We start from the raw sequence: 23,151 nt of genomic DNA, 5'->3' as shown, positions 1-23,151 counted from the left end.
AACCCGTAACCCCACTATCAGGACTCCTGACAATGGCAAAAAAAGTCTCAAAATTCTTTCGTATCGGCGTCGAGGGCGACACCTGTGACGGTCGCGTTATCAGCGCCGGCGATATTCAGGAAATGGCCGCGAGCTTTGACCCACGCGTTTATGGCTGTCGCATCAACCTGGAGCACCTGCGCGGCATCCTGCCCGAAGGCGTCTTTAACCGCTATGGCGATGTGGTCGAGCTGAAAGCCGAAAAGATTGATGACGACTCCGCGCTTAACGGCAAATGGGCACTGTTTGCGAAAATCGCCCCGCTCGACAACCTGGTCGACATGGTCGGAAAGGGCCAGAAGGTTTACACCTCGATGGAAATCCAGCCGAACTTTGCCAACAGCGGCAAATGCTATCTGGTTGGCCTGGCCGTGACTGACGATCCGGCAAGCCTCGGCACCGAATACCTCGAATTCTGCCGCACCGCCAAATCCAATCCCCTTAACCGCTTTAAAGCAAGCCCGGAAAACCTGATTTCTGCCGCCACCCTGGCGGAGCTGGAATTTGAAGACCAGCCCGAAACGGTTTTCACGGCGCTGACGGTCTGGCGGGAGCTGCGTCGTTTGCGTGGTCAGCAGCTGGCCGATCCGCGTATGGATGCTGTTTTAGCTGCGGCGGATATCGCCAGCGACTGGGCATCGTATACGGAATTACAGGGCGGGCCACTGGTGGCGCGCCGCGATCTTATTGTGCGTCTCGCATATGAAATCACCGAACAGGGCAACGAATACGGCGAGGATGTGCAGCGCGTTCAGGGTATCTATTCCCCGCATGTTCAGGGGTCGGAAGTCGCCACGCGCCTGGTGAAGTGGGCGATTGTGCCGAAGTTGGCCGAAGCGTCAGCGGAGGCTGGTTTTTCTGGCGGCGCAGCCGCCCCTTGGAGTTCTGTCAATAACTGTACGAAGAGGGGAATACAGAGGCAATTGAAATTTTTACTTAACCAACGAGGTTTTGATGGAAGCGTTAATGAAATCGCTATCTTAATGCGCGGCGGTGGACTGATGTATGGTCAGTCGGCGTTGTTCTTCAAAAATGGCAGGTTGTACGAACAACGAAGCGAGCCAATACAAGAGCTATGGCCAGGGTGGGCGTAACCTGTAAGGATTGAAAATAGCTTAGGCAACATCTTAAACGCTTGTTTTCATTTCGCTATTTGTGTTTTAATCTATACTGTTTATATATACAGTATTTTGGTGTTTTTATGGGGGTTACATGGATTTGTTGGAGGCATCAGCCAAGCTGGAACGTATTGAGTTGCTGACAAAATTTTCCCATTTTGATGATGTGACGTCGAAAGAGAAAACGGTAGCTTTGACGTGGATTGGCGAGCTTACCGAGGAATTAATGGAGGAGGTCAGAAAAAATGCGCAGGATATCCAAGATGCGAGGATTTTAAAAGAAAGAACTGGTTTTTCTTCAAATGTACATCGGAGGGGATCATAATCCCCTCAACCCAAAAGCATTAGATATTATATTGACAACGCTAATTTTTTATAATTAAACTTCTACATTGTTCCTAGAATAACATCGTCCATCTGTATCCTCTATATAATCGCCAATGGTGATTTTAAACCCTAAGGACTTAATAAGTTCTATCACATAATTAAGATATGTACTGTCAATAGTTACGGGGCACAAACTTCTTAACTCATGACCTAAAGGCGTAAGAATTATTACTCCAAGTATTAACTCTTTTTTGGGGTCATTATGCGTAATTTGCATCACTTTATCATTGTAAATATAAAAGTGGTAGAATTCCTCTTCCTTAAGGGATTTGAAAGTTGAAGTCAAACCAAATGATTCTACACCAGAAATGACTCCCAGCGCTTGCATTTCAGATAAGAAACCAAATCTTAACTGCTCTTTTAAATATTCATTATTAAAATCCTCTCCTATCTCTTTGTTTTTTATGATATTTCCAAAGAAAACAAAGGAAAAAAGCTTTTGAATCTGAGTTGCTTCTTTTTGAGTGAGGTTTTTTATGAAATCTATAGTTCTTAGTGAATAAGAACCCGGGCTTTTCATTTCTCCAGCAAGTATTCGGCCCCAAAGTTCTTGCAGTTTTTCTGAACTACTAGTGCTTGCACTATCTCTCCATCGATATAACCAATCATCTTCTATTTGTTCTGTTGTCGGTTCGGTTTGGTCTGTGGAAAGTATTTCTTCAGCGATGATTAATGAGTTTGCAATGTTCATTTCTTTCTGAAGTTCGTTGGCAAGAAAATTAGCTCTAATTGTTTTAGTTAAACTATCCATGTTAATATAAGGCTCCATTGAACCGGATTTGTCATATTGTTGTTCTCCTTCCAATGAAATAATCTTGGGGTTATTGAAATCATTTAGGGAAACTATGGCCTTACCACTTTTAATATCTTCTATTTCTTTTTCTGTTTGAGCCAAAATGAGCATTTTTTTTCTTTCGATTTCAATATTGGCTAGGCCTTCTCGGCGGATTTGCCCGGGCTTACATAAAGCGCTTATGCTTTTTGCACCTACTGTTTCCCATAATTTCTCTACTAATTTTGAAACGGACATCTTTAGAAGCCTCCTAAAAGATCTTGAAGTATTATAAAATGAGAAAAGTATATCGCACCGATTTTATATCCAAAACACTTTTGAGATCACGGTTTTGCAAACAGGAATATCATTAGATGTGAAAAGAATTGCCCCATGATGGGGCGTTTTACGCGGTTGATGTGGCTTTCAGTAAATCCAGCGCCATTTGTTTTTGATCCGGCGACAGGGCGCTTAAGATTTTTTGCACCATCACGTCGCCGGTTTTCGCGCTTGGGCTGAGGGTGTGTGAGAATGTCAGATTCATTACGAAAGTATGGCCACACTCCACATCAGCACAGGCGCAGTAAATATCTGATATCTGCCGGTGCTTCCGGTTGGTTTTACGAATAACAGCCTTAGAGCCGCACTCCGGACATTCGATTTTTAAAACGCGCATATTCCATGCTCCAGCTGCCAAAACATGCCTGGATTTTAACCTTTTTCGCATCAGGATGCACCTTCCCGGCCCGCTTCCAGGTAGCTTAAATCGAAATTAAGGTGAAGGCGTTCGGGCACCTCCGGATCGGCGTTTACCGCCTGCATAAAGCGGCGCTGAATAGGGGCCACCTCGTTCTTTTTATACGTCCTCTCTGCTTTCTCAACGTCACCCAGCCCGGCCGCATTTTCCGGGATGATACCGGCGAGCCCTGCCGGGAACCGGTGGGCGTTCAGCACGTCCTGCGCACTGATGTTTTTCACGCTGGCAAACTCGTCCTTTGCGGAAATATCCCCCATCTGAATAAACTGCACGCCTTCTTTATCGCCGCCCGGAATGTTCACCAGAATGGTGGAAAAGTTGCCGATGCCTTTGCTGTCACGCAACTGGCGTTCGATTTCTTCTTCCATCTCATCGGTCAGGCTGGGATCGCGCGTGTAGAGAATGCCGCCGGTGTGCGCGCCGTTGTGGTAATAGCGGCGGCGAAAAATTACCGCCTCACTGTTCAGCAGGGCGGAGTGAATACCGCCGATGTAATCCGGCAGGCCATAGATGTGCTGCTGCGGGTCATACATCTTGATGAAAATGATGTCGTCCTGCGGGTAAACAATCGGCTCGCCATCCTGCAGAACGACAAATTCACCCGTTTTGCGGCGGCGGGTGTAGAGCCCCGGCAGCGGTACCAGGCCGATCACGTCGCCCCAGCCGTTGCGTACCTTCAGAATGGCCACGTCGCCGAACGTCAGAAAATCAAAGGCACCTGCCTCCATTTCGTCACGTGACAGACCGCCGCCCTGATAATCCGCCAGAACCATGTTTTTACGGGCATGAATGATGCCGCCGTGCTGGCCGTTCAGGTTAATAAGCTGCGCCAGCGCCAGCCGGTCAATCGGCAGCGTGTAGTGTTCGGCGTCGTTGTCATACCACACATCGCGGTAATCGGTGCCGGTGGTCAGTACCGGTTCGGGTTTGCCGAAGCGCAGAATGCTCATGCTGCGCGCCGGTTTGCTGCTGTCCTGGCGCTTTGCGGCGCGGAATTTCTTCTTACTCATGCGGATTGTCTGAGCCTCCAACGCGATTTGGGTCGGTTTTCATAGTTAAGGGGTTCGTTATGCAGGGCGTGCGCGATGGCCCAGAACGCCTCGGCGTGTCCGGTGTCCGTGGTACGGTCTGCGACAAAGGTCATTGCGCCACCGGCCTGCGTGGTGGTGCGGCGGATGGCCGGTTGCCAGCTTCTCTTTATGCTTGTTGCTTTGCGCCCGCAGTTTTGTGGCGTGCGCGATCAGCATGTCCATCTCTTTTAAATCCAGGTCGGTTTTGTTATCCCGCCCGGCAAGCAGCTGATAGCGGCGCTCTATCGCCTCCTCTGTACTTTCAAAACTGAGTAAATCCGCCCAGCTGTATTTTTCCGCCCAGTAGTAAACGATCCGCGCATTCGGCAGATTTAATTCTGATGCAATTTCTTTCGGCGTATAACGGCGCAGATAAAGCGAGCGTACAACGCCTTTTAATTCGTCTGAGTATTTAGCCATAGCCTTTATTATGCCTGCGACTTTTTTATAAGACGGTGGTGTCAGTTCGTACTTATTCGGGAAAGGCGTTATATCCGAACTGATAAGAATAAAGCGGCGTGCGACGTCGGGTTTATTTCGTAATAATTCATTCCGCAACATGATGGCAGCAATCAGGGGGGATATGTCGCAATCGCATTTACGCACTGACTGGCTTTGCATCGCAACGGAAGGAGATACGGTTGATGGCCGGGAATTAAAAAGACAGTGGCTGGTTGATGCTGCTGAAACTTATAACCGGCAGTGGTACGGGGCATTAATCTGGCCCGAGCACGAAAAGAATTGCGGAAACTTTGGTGAGGTGCTGGATGTCATGGGGGAGGAAGGGGAGGACGGATTATACCGCCTTTATGCCCAGATACGCCCCAATGCTTACCTGCTCGAAGCGAACCGCTATGACCAGCTTATCTATTTCTCTGTGGAACTGACGCCAGACGGCAATTTTCGCAATACAGGCCGTACCTATCTGGAAGGGCTGGCGGTGACTGACAGACCGGCCAGCGTGGGAACAACCCGGCTGCGCTTTAACAGGCGCAAGGCCAATAAAGCGGGTTATTACGGATGTGTAATTACCTGCGACGGTAAATTTATTCAGGAAAAAGAAATGAAAAATAACTGGCAGTCTTATTTTGGTCTTAAACCGAAAACGAAAAACTTTGCTGAGGGCGACGAAACGGAAACGCCTTCAGGCGACGATCAGCTTAATGTGCTGGCTAATGCAGTCAATGAACTGGAAGGCCGTGTGAGTGCGGTCGAAAACCAGTTGCGCGAATTGTCCGGTGATATGGATAAGGTTGCCGAAGTCATGGATACCGAAGATTTCGCGCGCCTTCGCGATAGCCTTGGCACCATTCTGGCGAATTTTGGCAAGCTGGATGAAAAAGTCACGAAGCTGCCGAAGCGTAATTTTGGCCAGCAGGATAAGAAGCCACGTTTTAACGTCCTTTAATTTCTTCTTCGTTCCTGTAACCGGGAATTAATTTATATCGCGTTAACGCGAGGGAATATTATGCAACTTAATCAACGTGCGCGTGATCTCATTGGCGCATATTCGGCGGCACTCTGCCAGGGCTATAACGTCCAGCAGACCGACCGTTATTTCTCGCTGACTGACCCGAAAGAAACCGCGCTGCGCCTGGCGCTGCTGGAAGCGGTGGAATTTCTCAACATGATTACCTGTGCGGATGTCGATCAGCTGTCCGGCCAGGTGGTCAGCGTGGGTTCCTCGGCGCTGCATACCGGGCGCAAGGAAGGCGGCCGCTTCATGCGTAGCGTCGGTGTGGACGGTAACGATTATAAGCTGGTCGAAACCGATTCCTGCGCCGCGCTTAAGTGGGATTTGCTGTCCGTCTGGGCAAATGCAGGTAAAGAGGAAAACGAGTTTTTCAACCTCGTTCAGACCTTCTCTAACCAGGCGTTTGCACTGGATATGCTGCGCATCGGTTTTAACGGTAATCGCGTGGAAAAGACAACCGATCCGGAGCAAAACCCGAACGGCGAGGATGTGAACATCGGCTGGCACAAGCTCATGAAAGGCTTTGAAAGTGGTAAGCAGATTATCACCGATGCCGTCACGCTGGATGACAAAGGGGATTACCGGCCAGACGCAGGACGATTTTATAAAGCGTCTCGATGCGCTGACCGCCGTTTTTCCGGCGCCTGCGTTTACGCAGGTGAGCCGCCTGGCGCGTTCGGCGGCGGAGCTTGCCACGGTACGGATGCAGCTGCCGGCGCGCAGTGGCGGCGGCCTTCCCGCTGCGCTGCCGCTTTCTGTGCCAACAAGCCGGGCGGTAATGAACGCCAGAGCCGTGGCCAGCGCCCAGGCGCAGGCGAGTGCCGGTATTGATATGGCCGGAATGAAAACTGCGCTTGCCGGGTTCGCCGCCGAGCGTGCCGGGCTGCTTTCTCAGCTGGCAGACGGACTTTCACAGTTAACCGGCAAAAGCGCCCGCGCCTGGGTTTTCACGGCGAAGGGCGACGCGGCCACACTGACGCGGGCGCTGATGCAGGGCATCCCGCAGCCGTCTGCCGTACACAGCGCGGCCATCATGCTGGCCGGTGATAATCTCGACGGAATTAAGGGAATGATCCATGACCTCGACAATCATGCTGGCGCTTAATGGCGAAGCCATACCGCTGAAAAACATGCGCGTGACGATAAGCCAGCAATTCCAGGATAAAGACCAGAGCGGGCAGACCAGCGCCACTACAAAAGCCGAGCAGGGAGCCAAAGGCAAAGAACTGCGCGTGGTGGGTGAAGTGCCGTTTAAGCAAATCAGCACGCTGTCACGCATTTTCGCCCTGGCGAACGCCACGGATGCAGGCGGCAAACGGCAGGTTTACCGCGTGGCCAACGAGGTGGCGCGCGCCGTTAACCTGCGTGAAGCCACGTTTACCGGCACGGTGGACGCACCGCCGCAGGATGGCCGCATGAGCTGGCTGGTCACGTTCACGCTGGCCGAACATCTGAGCGTGCAGGAAAAACGCGAAGCGCGGGCGACGTCTAGAACGACCAGCAAAACGCAAAAAGCCGGTGCCGGTGGCGGCGCAGCCAGCCAGACCAGTGCCGGTGAGGATGCGGAAACGCTGTCATGGTTTGAACGCAAGGTACTTAAACCTGTTAACGATGCGCTGGGGTAAGCATGAAGCCGGTTAAACGTCTGTACCTGTCCACGGATGAGGTGCATCTGGTTGATGTGAATATGGCGCTTGAGCTGAACAGCTGCGGGCGGGGATTTATCACAGTGGAAACCGACACGGACTACACCGGAAAACTGGTGCGGCTTGATGTGGGGTACAGCGATTTATTGCTGCGCTGGTTTACCGGCTACGTCGAGCGTTCACAGCCCGCCGAAAAAGGTTTCCAGCGTCTCTTTGTGCGTGAGCTGGTCGGCGTGTTCGAGCGCAGCTGGCCCTGTTCGTTCCAGCATCCCACGCTGAAAGAAATCGCCAGCTGGCTGACAGAGCACAGTGGCATCACGGTAACGGTGCCGGATGCGGCCTACAGCGACAGGCCGATCCCACACTTCACCCATTCCGGCAGCGGTTTCCAGCTGCTGGATAATCTGGGTCGCGCGTTCGGTGTGAATGATTACGTCTGGTATCAGTTGCCGGATGGATCTCTTTACCTGGGCGGCGCGGAAAAAGCGCTGTTTGCCGGTCGGCCCGTGGAGATTCCGGCCGACTTTAACCAGGGCGCTGCCGGTGGCAACACCATGACCATTCCCCTGGTGCAGACCCTGCGCCCCGGTGTGGAGGTGAACGGCCAGCGGGTGACGAAAGTAAACCTGTCCGGTGACAACATGACCATCACATGGACGCCGCGCGATAAGGCAACCGGCAGGCCCCTACAGAAAACCCCGGTACAGCGCCAGATAGAGGCGCATTATCCAGAGCTGGCGTCCGGGCTGCATCTGCCGAAATTCGCGCGGGTGGTCGCGCACAGCGAGCCGGTGAGCAGCGGGAATTTTTCCGATCCGTTCCGCCCGCGCTACGCCGTTGACGTGCAGCTGCTTGACGCAGACGGTAAGCCGGACGGTAACACGCCGGTGTATTCCGCCGTGCCGCTGCCGGTGCCGATGGCCGGTAATGATTCGGGGATGTTCCAGTTTCCGCCGGAAGGCACGCTGGTCGAAGTGGGCTTTACCGGCGGGCGTGCGGATAAGCCGTTTGTGCGCCAGACCGTACCGGATGGCACAAGCCTGCCGGACGTGAAGCCGGGTGAGCAGCTGCAACAACAACGCGAGGAAGTGTCACAACGCGTCACGCAGGCCGGTGACTGGGTGCGCAAGACTGACCAGACCATCAGCGAAACATCCATGAGCCGCGAAGTGACCGCTGACCGGGAGCGCCGCGAGCTGGTCAGCCGTGAAACCACGGTAAAAGCCACGGATAAAACCACGGTACTGGGAGCGGTCAGCCTGCTGGCCGGTGCCGTTCAGCATGTGGCCACCGGCGATTACGCCATCGCGGCCAGCGGCAAGTTTCTGGCCCGCGTGGAAGGTGATGCCGAAGCTGAAATTGACGGTCAGCAGAAAACGCACGCGAAGGGCGGTATCGAGACGCAGACCGATGGCGGGCTGACTGAGAAAATCGCGCAGCTGCGTAAAAGCGTCGCGGCGGGCGGTCAGCAAATTATGGGGCCAACGGTACACATCGGCAGCGAAAGCGTTAACACGCTGCAAATGATGCTGGAAACCATAGACCTGCTGGCACAGCTGGCCAGCCAGTGCGCCAGCCATTCACACCCCGGCACCGGCGGGCCTACCACTGCCGCCGCGTTCAGCCAGACGGCGGCGCAGGCGACACAGACCCGCAGCCGGTATGAAAACATCATTGCCTGATCCGAAAATCAGCCCGCCAGTGCGCGGGCTTTTTTATGCCTGTCATTAACCCACCCAGAACGCACCACAGCGCCCGCAGCGCGCAAACCACCCACCGCCACCCCTGAAACAGATCCCGCCCGCCTCGTTGCGCTGGCGCAGCCGCAGACCCACAAAATAAAACGTTCGCAGACAAAAACGGCACTACACCGCACCCGCCTGCAAGTTTTGGATCGCAAAAATTTTTCAGTTTTGTTTTTTTACAAATGATATCGCCAGGCCGCGCCAGCGCTGGGACTCTGCCAGAAAAACGAAACTGTAAACATTGAAAGAAATTTCACTGTTTTTCAGTTGTAAGAATCTTATAAGAAAATCAGATTTTCTTTAGCCTATTGAATTTCAATAAATTATTTGTTTTTTTATTAGGCGGAGGGCTGATTGTTACTACTGATTTTTGTGTGCCAGAATAACTTAACTCATTATTTTATAAAGAATAATATAATGTGAGACGATTGGGGTAACTGAAAATATGATGCAAACGTTTTTAAGTTCAGTGTATTCTTACATTTCCTGACGTTAGCCGTTTTCTCCGGCCCTCTGTACACTCGTCGTATACGACATATGGGACTCCGGGACTCCGGGACTCCTGGGACTCCTGGGACTCCTGGGACTCCCTGGGACTCCCTGGGATTTTAGTTTGGACTATGCGCTTGCGCTAAGATGCGTCAGGATAGTACAGAGGTAACAAACATGAAGAAATATCTGTTTGGCTTAGTGAAGTTCGCCATGGGTGTTAAATTCACCCTTGAGCTTCTCAACGAGTTAATCGCTTTCGTTGAGAAAGCAAACGGCTACCTTCACATAGTCCTTAACTATTGCTGCTTAAGTTGGGATGAATTTCCTGATGGAAAAGTGGAAGCACAAATTCCTTCTTAAAGAAAACAAGTGGGTTCATATACCTTCTGAAGAAATGATTAAATATGGTTCCGCTCTGCACCGGTATATACGGAAAAATTGGCGGTTTCCATTGTATTATTATCATTTAAGAAATGGAGGGCATGTTGCTGCTGCTAGGTTACACAAAAGAAATAATTACTTCTGCTTGATTGATATTAAAGGTTTTTTTGAGTCAACATCGCAAAGCCGAGTTACGCGTGAACTAAAAAAAATCATACCGTATGACAAAGCTAGACTTATAGCAAAACTTTCAACAGTTAGACTTCCTAATGCTGTTGGGCATAAATTTGCTGTTCCGTATGGATATCCGCAATCACCTGTTCTGGCGACACTCTGTTTGCAAAATTCTTATGCGGGAAATGTTATCGATTCGTTCCATCGATCTGGATGCGTCACGGTATCTGTCTATATGGATGATATTATTCTTTCTTGCAAGAGTCTGGTTACACTAAACCAGCATTTTGACGTGCTCTGTAAGGCGCTGAGAAAATCGCGCTATGAGTTAAATGCCTCAAAAACCCAAAGTCCAGCCGCAAAAATTTCAGTATTTAATCTGGAGCTGGGGCATCAGCACTTAAAAGTTGAGTCGGAAAGGATGATGCTCTTCATACAGGCATTTGCAAAATCAGGCAATGAGCACGAGCGTAAATCTATCGCTAAATATGTCAATACAGTGAACGCGTCTCAGGCCCGCCACCATTTTCCTAAGTGAATACCCTCCTCCAGGCAGGGTTGCGTCAAAATTCTCATGCGACACTTTTGCGACACTCATCAAGTAGCCAACAAAAAAGCCACTCTTTCGAGTGGCTTAATTATTTGATTTTAAAGCTAAAATTTGGTGGCCCCTGTTGGGTTTGAACCAACGACCAAGCGATTATGAGTCGCCTGCTCTAACCACTGAGCTAAGGGGCCGTGGCGCTGGATTATAAAGTAACTGGCGGCGCCAATCCAGTCTCGGCGTCGCGGCTGCTGAATTTGTAAGCAAGCGCGGCGTAAGGCTTTATACTTTACAGATCCGAGAGTTAACAGGAGAGTACGTGATTAACGATATTCTTGAGCCGGGTCTGCGGGTGGTCTTTTGCGGGATCAATCCGGGGAAGTCGTCGGCGCATACGGGGTTTCACTTTGCGCATCCTGGCAATCGCTTCTGGAAAGTTATCCATCTGGCGGGGTTCACGGAGCGCCAGCTGAAGCCTGAGGAAGAGCGCCATCTGCTGGATACGCGCTGTGGCATCACGAAGCTGGTGGAGCGCCCGACGGTGCAGGCTAACGAAGTGGACGTAAAAGAGCTGCATGAAGGCGGGCGTAATCTGATTAAAAAAATCGAAGATTTCCAGCCGGATGCGCTCGCGGTACTGGGCAAAAAAGCGTATGAGCAGGCGTTCAGCCAGCGCGGCGTGAAGTGGGGTAAACAGAAGCTGAAAATCGGCAAGACGGAGATTTGGGTGCTGCCCAACCCGAGCGGCCTGAATCGCGCCTCGCTTGATAAGCTGGTGGAAGCCTACCGGGAACTCGACGACGCGCTGGTGGCGCGCGGCAGATAGCATAACGGCGCAACTTTCGCCGCGCCGTTATCGTATCAAGAGGGCAGGTGGCTTAGCCGCCGGCCTGTTCAATAATCAGCTTACCGAGCGACGACTGGATGCGGAAGCAGAGCGTTTTGATTTGCGACTGATACATCGTAATAACGATGTCGTTCAGCTCTGGTGTCATCCCGTCTTTCAGCGCCAGATATTTACCCGTTTTCGCGGACAACGCGTCCATTTCAGCGGCGTAGCGGCTGTAGGTTTTCGGGCCGTAGTGTTTGAGCGCGTCGAGCTCTTTACGGCAGGTCGCCATGCTGTTGGTGCTTTCAGAGGTAGCGGCGAAAGGTTGGTTCTCAGGTGCCTGTTGCGCAGGCTGCGAGGCGGCGACCGGAGCGGGCGCTGGCGCGAGCGGCGTTACCTGGCTTTTTGGCGGCTGGCTGGCGCATCCGGCCAGTAAAACGCATGTCATAAATAACAGCGACTTGTTCATCCCGGGTCCTTGCAGTGTTATCAACGCGATGGTTCATTTTTATACGCAAAATCTCCCAGCAAATTACTCAGAATCCATAATTATGACAAATTGTTTTTGCTGATTAATCCACGCACATCACGGTGATTTATCGTTTCAGGACAACTTGTTGAGAAGCACCGTAGAATGGCCGCTGCGGTTATCCCTGCCGCCAATAAAAAAGCCCTCCGAAGAGGGCTTTTTAAATGCGTTACCAGAGACGATTAATCGTCCAGGAAGCTGCGCAGCACTTCAGAGCGGCTCGGATGGCGCAGCTTACGCAGCGCCTTCGCTTCGATCTGACGGATACGTTCGCGGGTCACGTCGAACTGTTTACCCACTTCTTCCAGCGTATGGTCGGTGTTCATGTCGATACCGAAACGCATACGCAGCACTTTCGCTTCACGCGCGGTGAGACCGGCCAGCACGTCGTGCGTCGCCGCACGCAGGCTTTCGGTGGTCGCGGAGTCCAGCGGCAGCTCGAGGGTGGTATCCTCGATGAAATCCCCCAGATGCGAATCTTCATCGTCGCCGATTGGCGTTTCCATGGAGATAGGCTCTTTGGCGATTTTCAGCACTTTGCGAATTTTGTCTTCCGGCATCAGCATGCGTTCGGCCAGCTCTTCCGGCGTCGGCTCGCGGCCCATCTCCTGCAGCATTTGGCGGGAGATACGATTGAGCTTGTTGATGGTCTCAATCATGTGCACCGGAATACGGATGGTGCGCGCCTGATCCGCGATAGAGCGGGTAATCGCCTGACGGATCCACCAGGTCGCATAGGTGGAGAACTTGTAGCCGCGGCGGTATTCGAATTTATCTACCGCTTTCATCAGACCGATGTTGCCTTCCTGAATCAGATCGAGGAACTGCAGACCGCGGTTGGTGTATTTCTTGGCGATAGAAATAACCAGACGTAAGTTTGCTTCCACCATCTCTTTCTTCGCACGGCGCGCTTTCGCTTCGCCGATAGACATGCGACGGTTGATATCTTTAACCTGCTCAATGGTCAGGCCGGTTTCTTCTTCGATCTGCTGCAGTTTTTGCAGGCTGCGGTGAACATCTTCCGCCACGTCGTGGAGCTTTTCAGACCACGGTTTGTTCATGGCGATAGCCGCGTTAAACCAGGTTTCGCTGGTTTCGTTGCCGGTGAAGAGGGTGATGAAATTCTTCTTCGGCATTTTGCACTGTTCAACGCACATCTTCATGATGATACGTTCCTGGGTACGCACGCGATCCATCATGATGCGCATGCTGTTCACCAGATAGTCGAACTGCTTCGGCACCAGGCGGAACTGTTTGAACACCTCGGAAAGCTTCAGGATCTCTTCCTGAGACGCCGCGTTGCTGCGGCCTTTGGCTTTGATGGTGTCGCGGGTCACTTCGTACTGGGTACGCAGCTCGCCGAATTTCTCACGGGCCAGTTCCGGGTCGATGCTGTTGTCGTCATCGCTGCTGTCGTCGTCAGACTCTTCGTCTTCATCTTCGTCATCATCCATCTCTTCCTGAGAGAGTTCTGAGCCGACATGCGTCGCGGTAGGCGCCAGATCTTCTTCGGCGTTCGGATCGACAAAGCCGGTGATCAGATCGGAAAGACGCGCTTCGCCCGCTTCAACGCGATCGTACTGCTCCAGCAGATAGGTGATCGCTTCCGGGTATTCGGCGACGGAGCACTGAACCTGGTTGATACCGTCTTCGATGCGTTTAGCGATGTCAATTTCGCCTTCGCGGGTCAACAGTTCAACGGTACCCATTTCACGCATGTACATACGAACCGGGTCAGTGGTGCGCCCGATTTCAGATTCAACGCTTGAGAGCACCTGGGCCGCAGCTTCTTCCGCGTCTTCGTCGGTGCTGTTTGAGTTTTCAGCAAGCAACAGATCGTCGGCGTCCGGCGCTTCTTCCATCACCTGGATGCCCATGTCGTTAATCATTTGGATGATGTCTTCGATCTGATCGGAGTCGACGATATCTTCCGGCAGATGGTCATTGACCTCGGCATAGGTCAGATAGCCCTGCTCCTTACCACGGGTGACAAGAAGCTTAAGCTGTGACTGCGGGTTTTGCTCCATAAGACGGTATCCACACTTATTTCATGAGGTTGGTGTCGGTAGGCGTTGCCGCCAACAATAACGTATGCCCCGGATTTCATATCACAACATGTTGCAAGCGACGGCGTCTCTTGAGTGCCTGAACGCTTCGACAGCGATATAAAACCACAGGGCGGTGCGGGCTGTTTTCTTATTGCCGCTGCCCGGCAGTGCGGCTCTCGGGTGCACCCGATCATCAATCGGCAATTAAGCCGCGGAATTTATTTCTTTGCGCGCGCCTCGGTAATGATGCGCACTTCTTCGCGCTCCGCCGCGCTAAGTCCTTGGGTGCGCGAGCGGGCGATTAGTTCTGTTAGTCTCAACTCCAGCACGGAATCAAACATATGGTCCAGCGCGTCGGTGAACGTTTTCTCTGCGATATCCTTATCTGCTATATCGTCCCACGTTGAGAGTTTTTCAAGGGTAGCGGCTTCTTTTGTTCCGCGATAATGTTCGAGCAACTGCCCGGTGGTCAGACCAGGCTGCGAAAGACAAGTATTGACCAGCTCCGAAAAGAGCTCCAGTCCTGGCAGCTTTGTTTTATCTAACGCCGCCAGCGAGGGCACCAGGGGCGCCAGCTCAGGATTCTGGACTAATAATCCTATCAGTATACGCATGGTTGTGCGCTTTAGCGTCGGCGCGGGCCGCGTTTGCGAATTATCTGCCTGCCGGGTCATCAACCGCTCAAGCTGGCTGTCATCCAGAATTCCGAGCTTGTTGCCTAACTCCTGGCGCAGATAGATGCGCAGCGTCTCGCCCGGCACCTGGCTGATTAACGGCAGCGCCAGCGTGCTGAGCTGCGCGCGCCCGTCCGGCGTGCTCAAATCCACCTGCGGCAGCAGGCTGTTGAACAGGAACGTCGAGAGCGGCTGAGCCTGCTCCATACGCGCCTCGAACGCCGCTTTGCCTTCCTTGCGAACCAGCGTATCCGGGTCTTCGCCATCGGGCAGAAACATAAAGCGTAGCTGACGTCCGTCCGTCATGTAAGGCAGCGCGGTTTCCAGCGCGCGCCACGCGGCGCTTCTGCCTGCTCTGTCGCCGTCGTAACAGCAAATCACGGTGTTCGTGGCACGAAAGAGCATCTGGATATGCTCTGCCGTGGTCGCGGTGCCGAGCGAGGCGACCGCATAGTTGATGTCGTACTGCGCCAGCGCCACGACGTCCATATAGCCTTCCACTACCAGAAGGCGCTGCGGATTCGGATCGCTTTGCTGCACTTCATAAAGGCCATACAGCTGGCGGCCCTTATGGAAAATATCGGTTTCCGGGGAGTTTAAGTATTTTGGCAGCGCATCGCCTAACACGCGGCCGCCAAAGCCTATCACTCGCCCGCGCTTGTCGCGGATGGGGAACATCACCCGCTCGCGAAAGCGGTCGTAACTGCGGCCGTTATCGTTGGTCACCAGCATGCCGGCGTCGATAAGCGACTTGCGGTTTTCGCTGTTGTTGCCAAAACGCTTGAGCGCGTTGTCCCAGCCCGGCGGCGCGTAGCCAATCGCGAAACGTTCAATGACCGAGTCGCTCAGCCCGCGCTTTGCGAGATAGTGCCGCGCTGGCTCGCCGCTCTGCGCCTGTAACGCCTGACGATAAAAACCGTTCAGCCCGTCCAGCAGTTCATAGAGCGTTTGCCGCTGATGACGCTCTATTTGCGTCGGTCCGCTACCCGCTTCGAACGGCACTTCCAGATTATGCATCGCCGCCAGCTCTTCGACGGTCTCGACGAATTCGAGCTTGTCGTAATTCATCAGGAAGTCGATAGCGTTGCCGTGCGCGCCGCAACCGAAGCAGTGATAAAACTGTTTTTCGCCGTTTACGGTGAAAGAGGGGGTTTTTTCATTATGGAAGGGACAACACGCGTGGTAGTTCTTGCCCTGCTTCTTGAGCTTTACCCGTGCGTCTATCAGGTCGACGATATCGGTGCGAGCCAGCAGATCATTGATAAAGACACGTGGGATTCGTCCAGCCATAAGCCCCGTTTTTATCAGCCCATAAACGAGAATAAGCCGCGCATTCCTTTCGGAAGCACGGCCTCTACAACTACTACTCTGTCTGTTTCAGGGGAGGATATCCCCTGAGGAATTAGTACAGACGAGTACGGCGTGCGTTTTCGCGAGCCAGTTTCTTCGCGTGACGTTTCACTGCGGAAGCTTTGGCGCGTTTACGTTCGGTAGTCGGTTTTTCATAGAATTCACGACGACGAACTTCCGCCAGAACACCCGCTTTCTCGCAGGAACGTTTGAAGCGACGCAGTGCTACGTCGAACGGCTCGTTTTCACGTACTTTAATTACCGGCATGTGCCTCTCACCTTTGATTAATTCGGTTCTGCTGGCATCAGATAGCCAGCTTATTTCAAAATGGTGCGGAATTTTACTGCAACTGCTGCTGCTTTGTAAAGCACCGCCAGGACCAGAAACGCGGTTTTTGTGCGGTCTATTCCAGGGGCACGTATTATACACTATCTGGCCGCCTGGGTTGAGCAAAGTTTTACATCGGCCACCGTTGGCCCTACACTGCGCGGCAGGCGAGAGAGGTAAGAAAAACCATGCGTGTACTGGGAATTGAGACATCCTGTGATGAAACCGGCATCGCGATTTATGACGATGAAAACGGGTTATTAGCCAACCAATTGTATAGTCAGGTAAAACTGCATGCCGATTACGGCGGCGTCGTGCCTGAACTGGCCTCGCGCGATCACGTGCGTAAAACCGTGCCCCTGATCCAGGCCGCGATAAAAGAAGCGGGCCTGACGGCGAAGGATATCGACGCGGTGGCGTATACCGCAGGGCCTGGCCTTGTGGGCGCGCTGTTAGTCGGCGCGACGGTCGGCCGCGCGCTGGCGTTCGCCTGGGATGTGCCTGCGGTGCCGGTGCACCACATGGAAGGCCATCTGCTGGCGCCGATGTTAGAAGACAATCCGCCCGCGTTTCCTTTCGTGGCGCTGCTGGTCTCGGGCGGCCATACGCAGCTCATTAGCGTCACCGGTATCGGCCAGTATGAACTGCTGGGCGAGTCTATCGACGACGCCGCGGGCGAGGCGTTCGACAAAACCGCCAAGCTGCTGGGGCTTGATTACCCGGGCGGCCCGATGCTGTCGAAAATGGCGGCGCAGGGCACGGCCGGGCGCTTTACCTTCCCGCGTCCGATGACCGACCGTCCGGGGCTGGATTTCAGCTTCTCCGGGCTGAAAACCTTCGCGGCGAATACCATTCGCGATAACGGCACCGACGATCAGACCCGCGCCGACATTGCGCGCGCGTTTGAAGATGCGGTGGTGGACACCCTGATGATCAAATGCCGCCGTGCGCTGGATCAGACCGGCTTTAAGCGCCTGGTGATGGCGGGGGGCGTGAGCGCAAACCGCACGCTGCGCGCGCGTCTCGCGGAAATGATGCAAAAACGCGGCGGCGAAGTGTTCTATGCGCGCCCGGAATTCTGCACCGATAACGGCGCGATGATCGCTTATGCGGGCATGGTGCGTCTGAAAGCGAAAGGCGAAGCGGGGCTTGGCGTGACCGTGCGTCCGCGCTGGCCGCTGTCGGAGCTGCCCGCCGCGTAACGCGTCAGAAAAGCCATAAAGAAAAGGAGTGAATCATCACTCCTTTTTTTGTGGCCGCTTTTTGCGAAACCGGCTCCAGATTTTGCTTTCCTGGCCGCGCCACAGGCGCTGAATATTATCGTGATGACGCAGCAGGATAAGACAGGAGAGCATCGCCACCGGGAACGTGAATTGCGGTTTAAACCACCAGACATAAAACGGCGCCACCAGCGCGCTGACGATCGCGCCCAGCGATGAATAGCCGCTCAGTAACACCGTCAGAAACCAGGTTCCCGCCATCACGCCGGTAAGATCCCAGCCGATAGGCGCAATCGCGCCAAACGCCGTCGCCACGCCTTTACCGCCGCGAAAATGGAAAAAGACCGGCCAGATATGGCCCAGACAGGCGGCGATGGCGATAAGCCCCAGCCAGAATGGCGTCACGCCCAGCGCATACGCGCCCCAGACCGGCAGCATGCCTTTCAGCACGTCGAATATCAGTACCGCCAGGGCTGCTCCCTTGCCGCCAATTCGCAGGACGTTGGTCGCTCCGGGGTTGCCGGAACCGCTGTCACGAGGGTCGGGGAGACCTGCGATGCGGCAGACCAGAATGGCGCTGGAGATCGAGCCGCAAAGGTACGCGAGGAGGATCATTCCAGGCGCGATTGCACTCATAACGCTGTTCCGTTGTGAAAATGTCGTTGTATTCTCTGCATCTGTGGATAATACGCATATTTTGCCGGAAGTGGTATCCGGCTGGGCTAAAAACAGGCAGGGCCGTGATGGACATAGTATTTATAGAGCAACTTTCGGTAATCACCACTATTGGCGTTTACGACTGGGAACAGACCATCGAGCAGAAACTCGTGTTCGATATCGAAATCGGCTGGGATAACCGGGCGGCGGCGGCGAGCGACGACGTGCGCGACTGTCTGAGCTACGCCGACGTCACCCAGGCGGTGCTGGAGCATGTCGGCAACGGCCGTTTCGCGCTGGTGGAGCGGGTGGCGGAAGAGGTGGCTGAGATCATTCTGACGCGCTTCAACGCTCCCTGGGTACGCATCAAATTAAGCAAGCCAGGCGCGGTGGCGCAGGCCGCGAATGTCGGCGTTATGATTGAGCGTAGCAATAATCCGAATTAAAACATTTAAATTCATAATGATTAAACCAAACCCGGGTATACCGGTCATAATGCAGGAACTTGCGCGGCCGTTGCGCTGACGGCCGCGTTTTTTAGCGCTTATTTTTGGGGTACGAGGGTTTACTGAATGACTGATATGCACTCGCTGCTGGTGGCGGCGATCCTGGGCATTGTAGAAGGACTCACCGAATTCCTGCCGGTCTCCAGCACCGGCCATATGATTATCGTGGGCCACCTGCTGGGGTTTGAAGGCGATACCGCGAAGACATTCGAAGTGGTTATCCAGTTAGGCTCCATTCTGGCGGTCGTCGTGATGTTCTGGCGTCGCCTGTTCGGACTCATCGGCATCCACTTCGGGCACCCGCCGCATGAGGGGCTCGGCAAAAGCCGCCTTTCACTTATCCACATTCTGCTCGGTATGGTGCCGGCGGTGGTGCTCGGCCTGGTGTTCCACGATTTCATCAAATCGCTGTTTAACCCGATTAACGTGATGTATGCGCTGGTGGTCGGCGGCGTGCTGCTGATTATCGCTGAAGTGCTGAAACCGAAAGAGCCGAAGGCGCCAGGGCTTGACGATATGACCTACCGCCAGGCGTTTTTTATCGGCTGTTTTCAGTGTCTCGCGCTGTGGCCGGGTTTCTCGCGTTCCGGGGCCACGATTTCCGGCGGTATGCTGGTGGGCGTGAGCCGTTACGCGGCCTCTGAGTTCTCGTTCCTGCTCGCCGTGCCGATGATGATGGGCGCCACGGCGCTCGATCTCTATAAGAGCATGGGTTTTCTGACGATGGCGGATCTGCCGATGTTCGCGGTCGGTTTTGTCACTGCCTTCGTCGTGGCGCTGGTGGCGATCAAAACCTTCCTGCACATCATCAAACGTATCTCTTTTATTCCTTTCGCTATTTACCGTTTCATCGTTGCCGCCGCCGTTTTCGCGGTCTTCATGTAAACGTCTTAGCCCTCAGCCGCTGGCTGGGGGCAGCGTTCTTCCTTCCAGGCCGCCACCGCGCGAATACGCCGTTTTGTCAGCTCTTCCCGGATCGCCGGGCCGGTGAAGCCCGCTTCCACCACCTCTTTTGGCGACACCGCTCGCGCCACCTCCCACGCTTCGCGCAATAGCCGCGCCTGCGGATAATCTTTCGCTTCAAAGCCGGTGCGCCCGCGCACGTCGGCCTCGCTGGTAATGGCAATCTGCTCAACGCGCTGCGGCTTGCGCCAGGCGTCTATCGAATCAAACAGGCCCACAATGGTGCGCGGCTTGAGTATCGGGAAGGTGTGGATCAGGTCATGGAACTCGGCCACCAGCTTCGCGAGATCGCGAATATCATTCGGCACGCGCAGCCGCTCGCAAACCTGCGCCACCAGCCGCACGCCCGCCGGGCCGTGGCCGTGATGGCGCGGCCAGAGATGCGGCGGCGTCAGCCCTTTGCCGAGATCGTGACACAGCGCGGCAAAGCGCACGTCTACCGCCGGGCTTAGCATCGCGGCCATGGCGAGCGTCATCAGCGTATGGATACCGGTGTCGATTTCCGGGTGCCACTTGGCGGGCGCCGGAACGCCGAACAGTTTATCGACTTCCGGGAACAGCGCTTTCAGCGCGCCGCACTCGCGCAGCATCAGGAAGTAGATTTGCGGGTTGCGGGTGGTGAGCGCGCTTTCGGTCTCTTTCCAGACGCGCTCCGCCGTCAGATGCTCCAGTTCGCCGTTCTCCGCCATCTCGCGCATCAGCGAAAGCGTCTCCGGCGCGATGCGAAACCCGAGATGCGCGTAACGCGCGGCGAAGCGGGCCACGCGCAGCACGCGCAGCGGATCTTCGTTAAACGCGGGCGAGACGTGGCGCAGCAGGCGCGCTTTTAAATCGTCGCGGCCGTGGTAAGGATCGATAAATTCGCCGCAGTCGTCCTGAGCGATGGCGTTAATGGTGAGATCGCGGCGCTGTAAATCCTGCTCCAGCGTCACGTCCGGCGCGGCATAGCAGGTAAAGCCGGTATATCCCTGGCCGGATTTCCGCTCGGTGCGCGCCAGCGCGTACTCTTCGTGGGTTTGCGGGTGCAGGAACACCGGAAAATCTTTGCCGACCTGCTGATACCCAAGCGCCAGCATACGGGCGGGCGTGGCGCCCACGACCACCCAGTCTCTGTCCTTTACCGGCAACCCTAACAGGGCATCACGCACCGCACCACCAACCAGATAACTCTTCACGCATTCCACTCCGACATCGATTCAGCCGACAGATAATACGTTAAGTGTAGAGGAGATGGTGAGTGAAAAGGGCAGCGGGCACTGCCCTGAGAGGATTAGTTCATCCAGCGGTCTTTACGCTTGCGGCTTGGGATCATGTGCGGGAGCAGTAAACCGAGCAGCAGACCGACGCCCAGCACGCCGCCGCCATACATAAACCACTGCATGATGATGGTGCGCTGTTTATCGTCGATCTGAATATTGGCGGCGTTCACTTTCTTCTGTGCCACGATAAGCTCGTTTCTGAGCTTCTGATTTTCATCTTTCAGGCCGTTGATGATGCCGTCGCTGGCGGCGACTTTCTTTTGCATCTCCGCCGTGCGCTGGTTCCAGGTGGTGTCGATATTCGTCAGCTTATCGGTCAGGGTTTTGACCTGATTTTCCAGCTCCGGCACGCGGGTGCGCAGGCTGGGCTCGCTTTTCAGCTGTTCCAGCGGGATCCACGACGTGCGACCACTGGCATCACGAATCTGTCCATATTTGCCGTTACTTTCGAGCAGTGCGACTTCTTCGCCGGCATTGACCGTGCCGACCAGGCGGTAATTGTCACCGGGGCCGCTACGCACCCAGGTGTTGAGTTCATCCGAGACATAGCGTTTTTCTTCGGCAACGGCCTGGAAAGTGACGCTAAGCGCAAGCAGGGAAAGGCAAATCAGACGTAATTTGTGCATCAGTTGGTCGTTATTGTCGTTGAAAGTGGAACGATAGTAGTGGCATCAGTCTGACGATGCAAAGCGTAAACCTGAATGGGAATCTTCCTGGTCAGCCTGTCGCCCGCCACCGCGGCAAATTTCGTATTTTGATGGCGTCAAAAAGCCTCAAACATGGCAATTTTTCGCAAAATACTATCTACTGACAGATACCAGGCTATTAAGTTCGCTGGAGTTTTCTTCAGTGTGACCCAACGAGTAAAGCAGAGACATGGCTCAGGAAATCGAACTCAAATTTATCGTCGACCCGGAACAGATTGACGCGCTGCGCGCCGCGCTGAACGCCCTTGAGGCTGAACACAGCGCCCCCCGCCAGTTGGTCAACATCTACTACGAAACCGCCGACAACCAGTTGCGCCGTCACGATATGGGGCTGCGTATCCGCGGCGATAATGGCCGTTATGAAATGACCATGAAAGTGGCTGGCCGCACGACCGGCGGGCTGCATCAGCGCCCGGAATATAATGTCGCGCTGGAATCCCCGGAGCTTGCGCTCGCCCGCTTCCCGGCGGACGTCTGGCCGGAAGGGCTGTCGCCCGAGACGTTGCAGGCGGCGGTGAAGCCGCTCTTCAGCACCGATTTCGCGCGTGAAAAGTGGGTGGTTACTTACGGTGAAAGCCGCATTGAACTGGCGCTTGATCGTGGCGAAGTGAAAGCGGGCGAGCTGGCGGAACCGATCTGCGAGCTGGAGCTGGAACTGCTCCAGGGCGAGGCGGCCGATGTGCTGAAGTTCGCCCGTCAGCTGGTGGCGAAACCGGGCCTTCGCCAGGGCAGCCTCAGCAAAGCGGCGCGCGGCTATCATCTGGCGCAGGGGAATCCTGAACGCCCGCTGCGCCCGCTCACGCTTCTCAAAGTGCCTGCGAAAACGACGGTTGAACAGGGGCTTGAAGCGTCGCTGGAGTGGGCGCTCGATCACTGGCTGTACCACGAAGAGCTGTGGCTGCGCGGTAACGATAAAGCGAAGCAGCAGGTGCGAGAGGCCATTGCGCTGGTGCGCCATACGCTGGCGCTGTTCGGCGGCATCGTTCCCCGAAAAGCGAGTACTCGCTTACGCGATCTGCTCACCCAGTGCGAGGCGACGCTCGCGACCGACGCGTCGGCCCAGACGGTTGCCTTTAGCGCCATTCAGGCCTCTGCGCGCCTGGCGCTCACCGAATGGCTGATTTTCCGTAGCTGGCAGCCTTTCCTTGATGAAAAGGGGCGTCAGAAGATGGCGGATTCCTGGAAGCGCTTCGCCGACATCAACCTCTCGCGTCACGCCGCCGAGCTGAAAGCCGCGTTTGGTCAGCCGCTCGGCGACCGCTACGTTGATCAGCTGCCGCGCCTTGCGCGCGAGCTTGACGCGCTGCGTCTGCTGGCGGGCGTCTATGACGACACCGTCGCGCTGTTCTGGCTCGATAACTGGCAGGGGCTGCGTCACGCTATCGAAACCGGCCAGCGTATTGAAATTGAGCATTTCCGCAATGAGGCTATCTCGCAGGCGCCGTTCTGGCGACACAGCGGGAAAGTGTAAATAACCACAGG

Annotated in this window: 23 protein-coding genes, 1 tRNA gene and 3 pseudogenes; 15 read left to right on the top strand and 12 right to left on the bottom strand. The window is 54.5% G+C overall.

Features of this window, described 5'->3' with window-relative positions; translation table 11 throughout:
• Positions 1-32: 32 nt before the first annotated feature.
• The 3 genes and pseudogenes from AFK65_RS22155 to AFK65_RS16385 form a co-directional block, all read left to right on the top strand.
• Positions 33-581: pseudogene (locus tag AFK65_RS22155) on the top strand (GPO family capsid scaffolding protein); the annotation flags it as partial.
• Positions 576-1,133, top strand: a pseudogene (locus AFK65_RS22460) (replication endonuclease); the annotation flags it as partial. The pseudogenes AFK65_RS22155 and AFK65_RS22460, both read left to right, overlap by 6 nt.
• Positions 1,134-1,251: 118 nt before the next feature.
• The gene (locus AFK65_RS16385) at positions 1,252-1,482 is read left to right on the top strand and encodes a hypothetical protein (protein ID WP_032804861.1); all 231 of its coding nucleotides are present in this window, start codon (positions 1,252-1,254) and stop codon (positions 1,480-1,482) included.
• Positions 1,483-1,536: 54 nt separating this feature from the next.
• Here the strand turns inward: AFK65_RS16385 and AFK65_RS16380 are convergent, their stop codons facing one another.
• From AFK65_RS16380 to AFK65_RS16365, 4 genes and pseudogenes are all read right to left on the bottom strand, one after another.
• Positions 1,537-2,574 (bottom strand): DUF2806 domain-containing protein, encoded by a 1,038-nt coding sequence (locus tag AFK65_RS16380; protein ID WP_007701049.1) that lies wholly within the window; start codon positions 2,572-2,574, stop codon positions 1,537-1,539.
• A gap of 148 nt (positions 2,575-2,722) precedes the next feature.
• The gene (locus AFK65_RS16375) at positions 2,723-2,992 is read right to left on the bottom strand and encodes an ogr/Delta-like zinc finger family protein (protein ID WP_172461556.1); all 270 of its coding nucleotides are present in this window, start codon (positions 2,990-2,992) and stop codon (positions 2,723-2,725) included.
• Positions 2,993-3,042: 50 nt separating this feature from the next.
• Entirely contained in the window at positions 3,043-4,083 is a 1,041-nt protein-coding gene (locus AFK65_RS16370) for a phage portal protein (RefSeq protein WP_007701044.1), read from the bottom strand.
• A gap of 165 nt (positions 4,084-4,248) precedes the next feature.
• Positions 4,249-4,563: pseudogene (locus tag AFK65_RS16365) on the bottom strand (terminase gpP N-terminus-related DNA-binding protein); the annotation flags it as partial.
• Positions 4,564-4,726: 163 nt separating this feature from the next.
• Here AFK65_RS16365 and AFK65_RS16360 point away from each other — a divergent pair.
• The 7 genes from AFK65_RS16360 to AFK65_RS21295 all read left to right on the top strand — a co-directional run bounded on the left by AFK65_RS16360 (position 4,727) and on the right by AFK65_RS21295 (position 10,593).
• Positions 4,727-5,551: a GPO family capsid scaffolding protein gene (locus AFK65_RS16360; protein ID WP_007701037.1), complete on the top strand. Its 825-nt coding sequence runs from the start codon at positions 4,727-4,729 to the stop codon at positions 5,549-5,551.
• Between the two features lie 60 nt (positions 5,552-5,611).
• Entirely contained in the window at positions 5,612-6,448 is an 837-nt protein-coding gene (locus AFK65_RS16355; RefSeq protein WP_007701034.1) for a P2 family phage major capsid protein, read from the top strand.
• 1 nt (position 6,449) lies between these two features.
• Positions 6,450-6,722 (top strand): hypothetical protein, encoded by a 273-nt coding sequence (locus AFK65_RS22280; RefSeq protein WP_236612714.1) that lies wholly within the window; start codon positions 6,450-6,452, stop codon positions 6,720-6,722.
• Positions 6,694-7,242, top strand: a complete 549-nt coding sequence (locus tag AFK65_RS16345; RefSeq protein WP_038856323.1) for a baseplate complex protein — start codon at positions 6,694-6,696, stop codon at positions 7,240-7,242. The genes AFK65_RS22280 and AFK65_RS16345 overlap by 29 nt, the downstream gene beginning before the upstream one ends.
• Before the next feature lie 2 nt (positions 7,243-7,244).
• Positions 7,245-8,945, top strand: coding sequence for a protein phage (locus tag AFK65_RS16340; RefSeq protein ID WP_038856324.1), 1,701 nt, complete (start codon positions 7,245-7,247; stop codon positions 8,943-8,945).
• Positions 8,946-9,674: 729 nt separating this feature from the next.
• On the top strand, positions 9,675-9,860 hold the full coding sequence (locus AFK65_RS22045; protein WP_007707265.1) for a hypothetical protein: 186 nt from the start codon (positions 9,675-9,677) through the stop codon (positions 9,858-9,860).
• Complete coding sequence (locus tag AFK65_RS21295; protein WP_115185109.1) at positions 9,829-10,593, top strand: reverse transcriptase domain-containing protein; 765 nt, start codon at positions 9,829-9,831, stop codon at positions 10,591-10,593. Before AFK65_RS22045 ends, AFK65_RS21295 begins: the two co-directional genes overlap by 32 nt.
• A 124-nt stretch (positions 10,594-10,717) precedes the next feature.
• Here AFK65_RS21295 and AFK65_RS16330 read toward each other — a convergent pair.
• A tRNA-Ile gene (locus AFK65_RS16330) sits at positions 10,718-10,793 on the bottom strand.
• A 125-nt stretch (positions 10,794-10,918) separates the two neighbouring features.
• Here AFK65_RS16330 and mug point away from each other — a divergent pair.
• Positions 10,919-11,425: a G/U mismatch-specific DNA glycosylase gene (gene mug / locus AFK65_RS16325; protein WP_007707296.1), complete on the top strand. Its 507-nt coding sequence runs from the start codon at positions 10,919-10,921 to the stop codon at positions 11,423-11,425.
• A 52-nt stretch (positions 11,426-11,477) separates the two neighbouring features.
• Here the strand turns inward: mug and AFK65_RS16320 are convergent, their stop codons facing one another.
• The 4 genes from AFK65_RS16320 to rpsU all read right to left on the bottom strand — a co-directional run bounded on the left by AFK65_RS16320 (position 11,478) and on the right by rpsU (position 16,297).
• Entirely contained in the window at positions 11,478-11,897 is a 420-nt protein-coding gene (locus AFK65_RS16320; protein WP_007707297.1) for a hypothetical protein, read from the bottom strand.
• Positions 11,898-12,139: 242 nt separating this feature from the next.
• Positions 12,140-13,984 carry an RNA polymerase sigma factor RpoD gene (gene rpoD / locus AFK65_RS16315; RefSeq protein WP_007707299.1) on the bottom strand — a complete coding sequence of 615 codons (1,845 nt, stop codon included), beginning with the start codon at positions 13,982-13,984 and terminating at the stop codon, positions 12,140-12,142.
• Between the two features lie 239 nt (positions 13,985-14,223).
• A complete protein-coding gene (dnaG, locus tag AFK65_RS16310) occupies positions 14,224-15,969 on the bottom strand; it encodes a DNA primase (protein WP_007707301.1) in 1,746 nt (581 codons plus the stop codon).
• A 112-nt stretch (positions 15,970-16,081) separates the two neighbouring features.
• Positions 16,082-16,297, bottom strand: coding sequence for a 30S ribosomal protein S21 (gene rpsU / locus AFK65_RS16305; protein ID WP_001144069.1), 216 nt, complete (start codon positions 16,295-16,297; stop codon positions 16,082-16,084).
• A gap of 248 nt (positions 16,298-16,545) precedes the next feature.
• On the opposite strand from rpsU, the gene tsaD reads away from it, so the two are divergent.
• Entirely contained in the window at positions 16,546-17,559 is a 1,014-nt protein-coding gene (gene tsaD / locus AFK65_RS16300) for a tRNA (adenosine(37)-N6)-threonylcarbamoyltransferase complex transferase subunit TsaD (protein ID WP_007707308.1), read from the top strand.
• Positions 17,560-17,595: 36 nt separating this feature from the next.
• Here tsaD and plsY read toward each other — a convergent pair whose 3' ends face one another.
• Positions 17,596-18,213, bottom strand: a complete 618-nt coding sequence (gene plsY, locus AFK65_RS16295) for a glycerol-3-phosphate 1-O-acyltransferase PlsY (protein ID WP_007707314.1) — start codon at positions 18,211-18,213, stop codon at positions 17,596-17,598.
• Positions 18,214-18,320: 107 nt separating this feature from the next.
• Here plsY and folB point away from each other — a divergent pair, with 107 nt between their 5' ends.
• Positions 18,321-18,680, top strand: coding sequence for a bifunctional dihydroneopterin aldolase/7,8-dihydroneopterin epimerase (folB, locus tag AFK65_RS16290; protein ID WP_007707315.1), 360 nt, complete (start codon positions 18,321-18,323; stop codon positions 18,678-18,680).
• 126 nt (positions 18,681-18,806) lie between these two features.
• A complete protein-coding gene (bacA, locus tag AFK65_RS16285) occupies positions 18,807-19,625 on the top strand; it encodes an undecaprenyl-diphosphate phosphatase (RefSeq protein ID WP_007707316.1) in 819 nt (272 codons plus the stop codon).
• Positions 19,626-19,630: 5 nt separating this feature from the next.
• Here bacA and AFK65_RS16280 read toward each other — a convergent pair whose 3' ends face one another.
• On the bottom strand, positions 19,631-20,878 hold the full coding sequence (locus AFK65_RS16280) for a multifunctional CCA addition/repair protein (RefSeq protein ID WP_007707317.1): 1,248 nt from the start codon (positions 20,876-20,878) through the stop codon (positions 19,631-19,633).
• Between the two features lie 95 nt (positions 20,879-20,973).
• Complete coding sequence (locus tag AFK65_RS16275) at positions 20,974-21,588, bottom strand: TIGR04211 family SH3 domain-containing protein (protein WP_007707318.1); 615 nt, start codon at positions 21,586-21,588, stop codon at positions 20,974-20,976.
• 250 nt (positions 21,589-21,838) lie between these two features.
• Here AFK65_RS16275 and AFK65_RS16270 point away from each other — a divergent pair, with 250 nt between their 5' ends.
• Positions 21,839-23,140 (top strand): CYTH domain-containing protein, encoded by a 1,302-nt coding sequence (locus AFK65_RS16270; RefSeq protein ID WP_038856331.1) that lies wholly within the window; start codon positions 21,839-21,841, stop codon positions 23,138-23,140.
• Positions 23,141-23,151 lie beyond the last annotated feature (11 nt).

Origin of the sequence: Cronobacter universalis NCTC 9529, from assembly GCF_001277175.1 — a bacterium.
Taxonomy (GTDB): Bacteria; Pseudomonadota; Gammaproteobacteria; order Enterobacterales; family Enterobacteriaceae; genus Cronobacter; species Cronobacter universalis.
The sequence above is the reverse complement of the archived record's forward strand: the minus strand, read 5'-3'. Positions and strand labels throughout refer to the sequence as shown.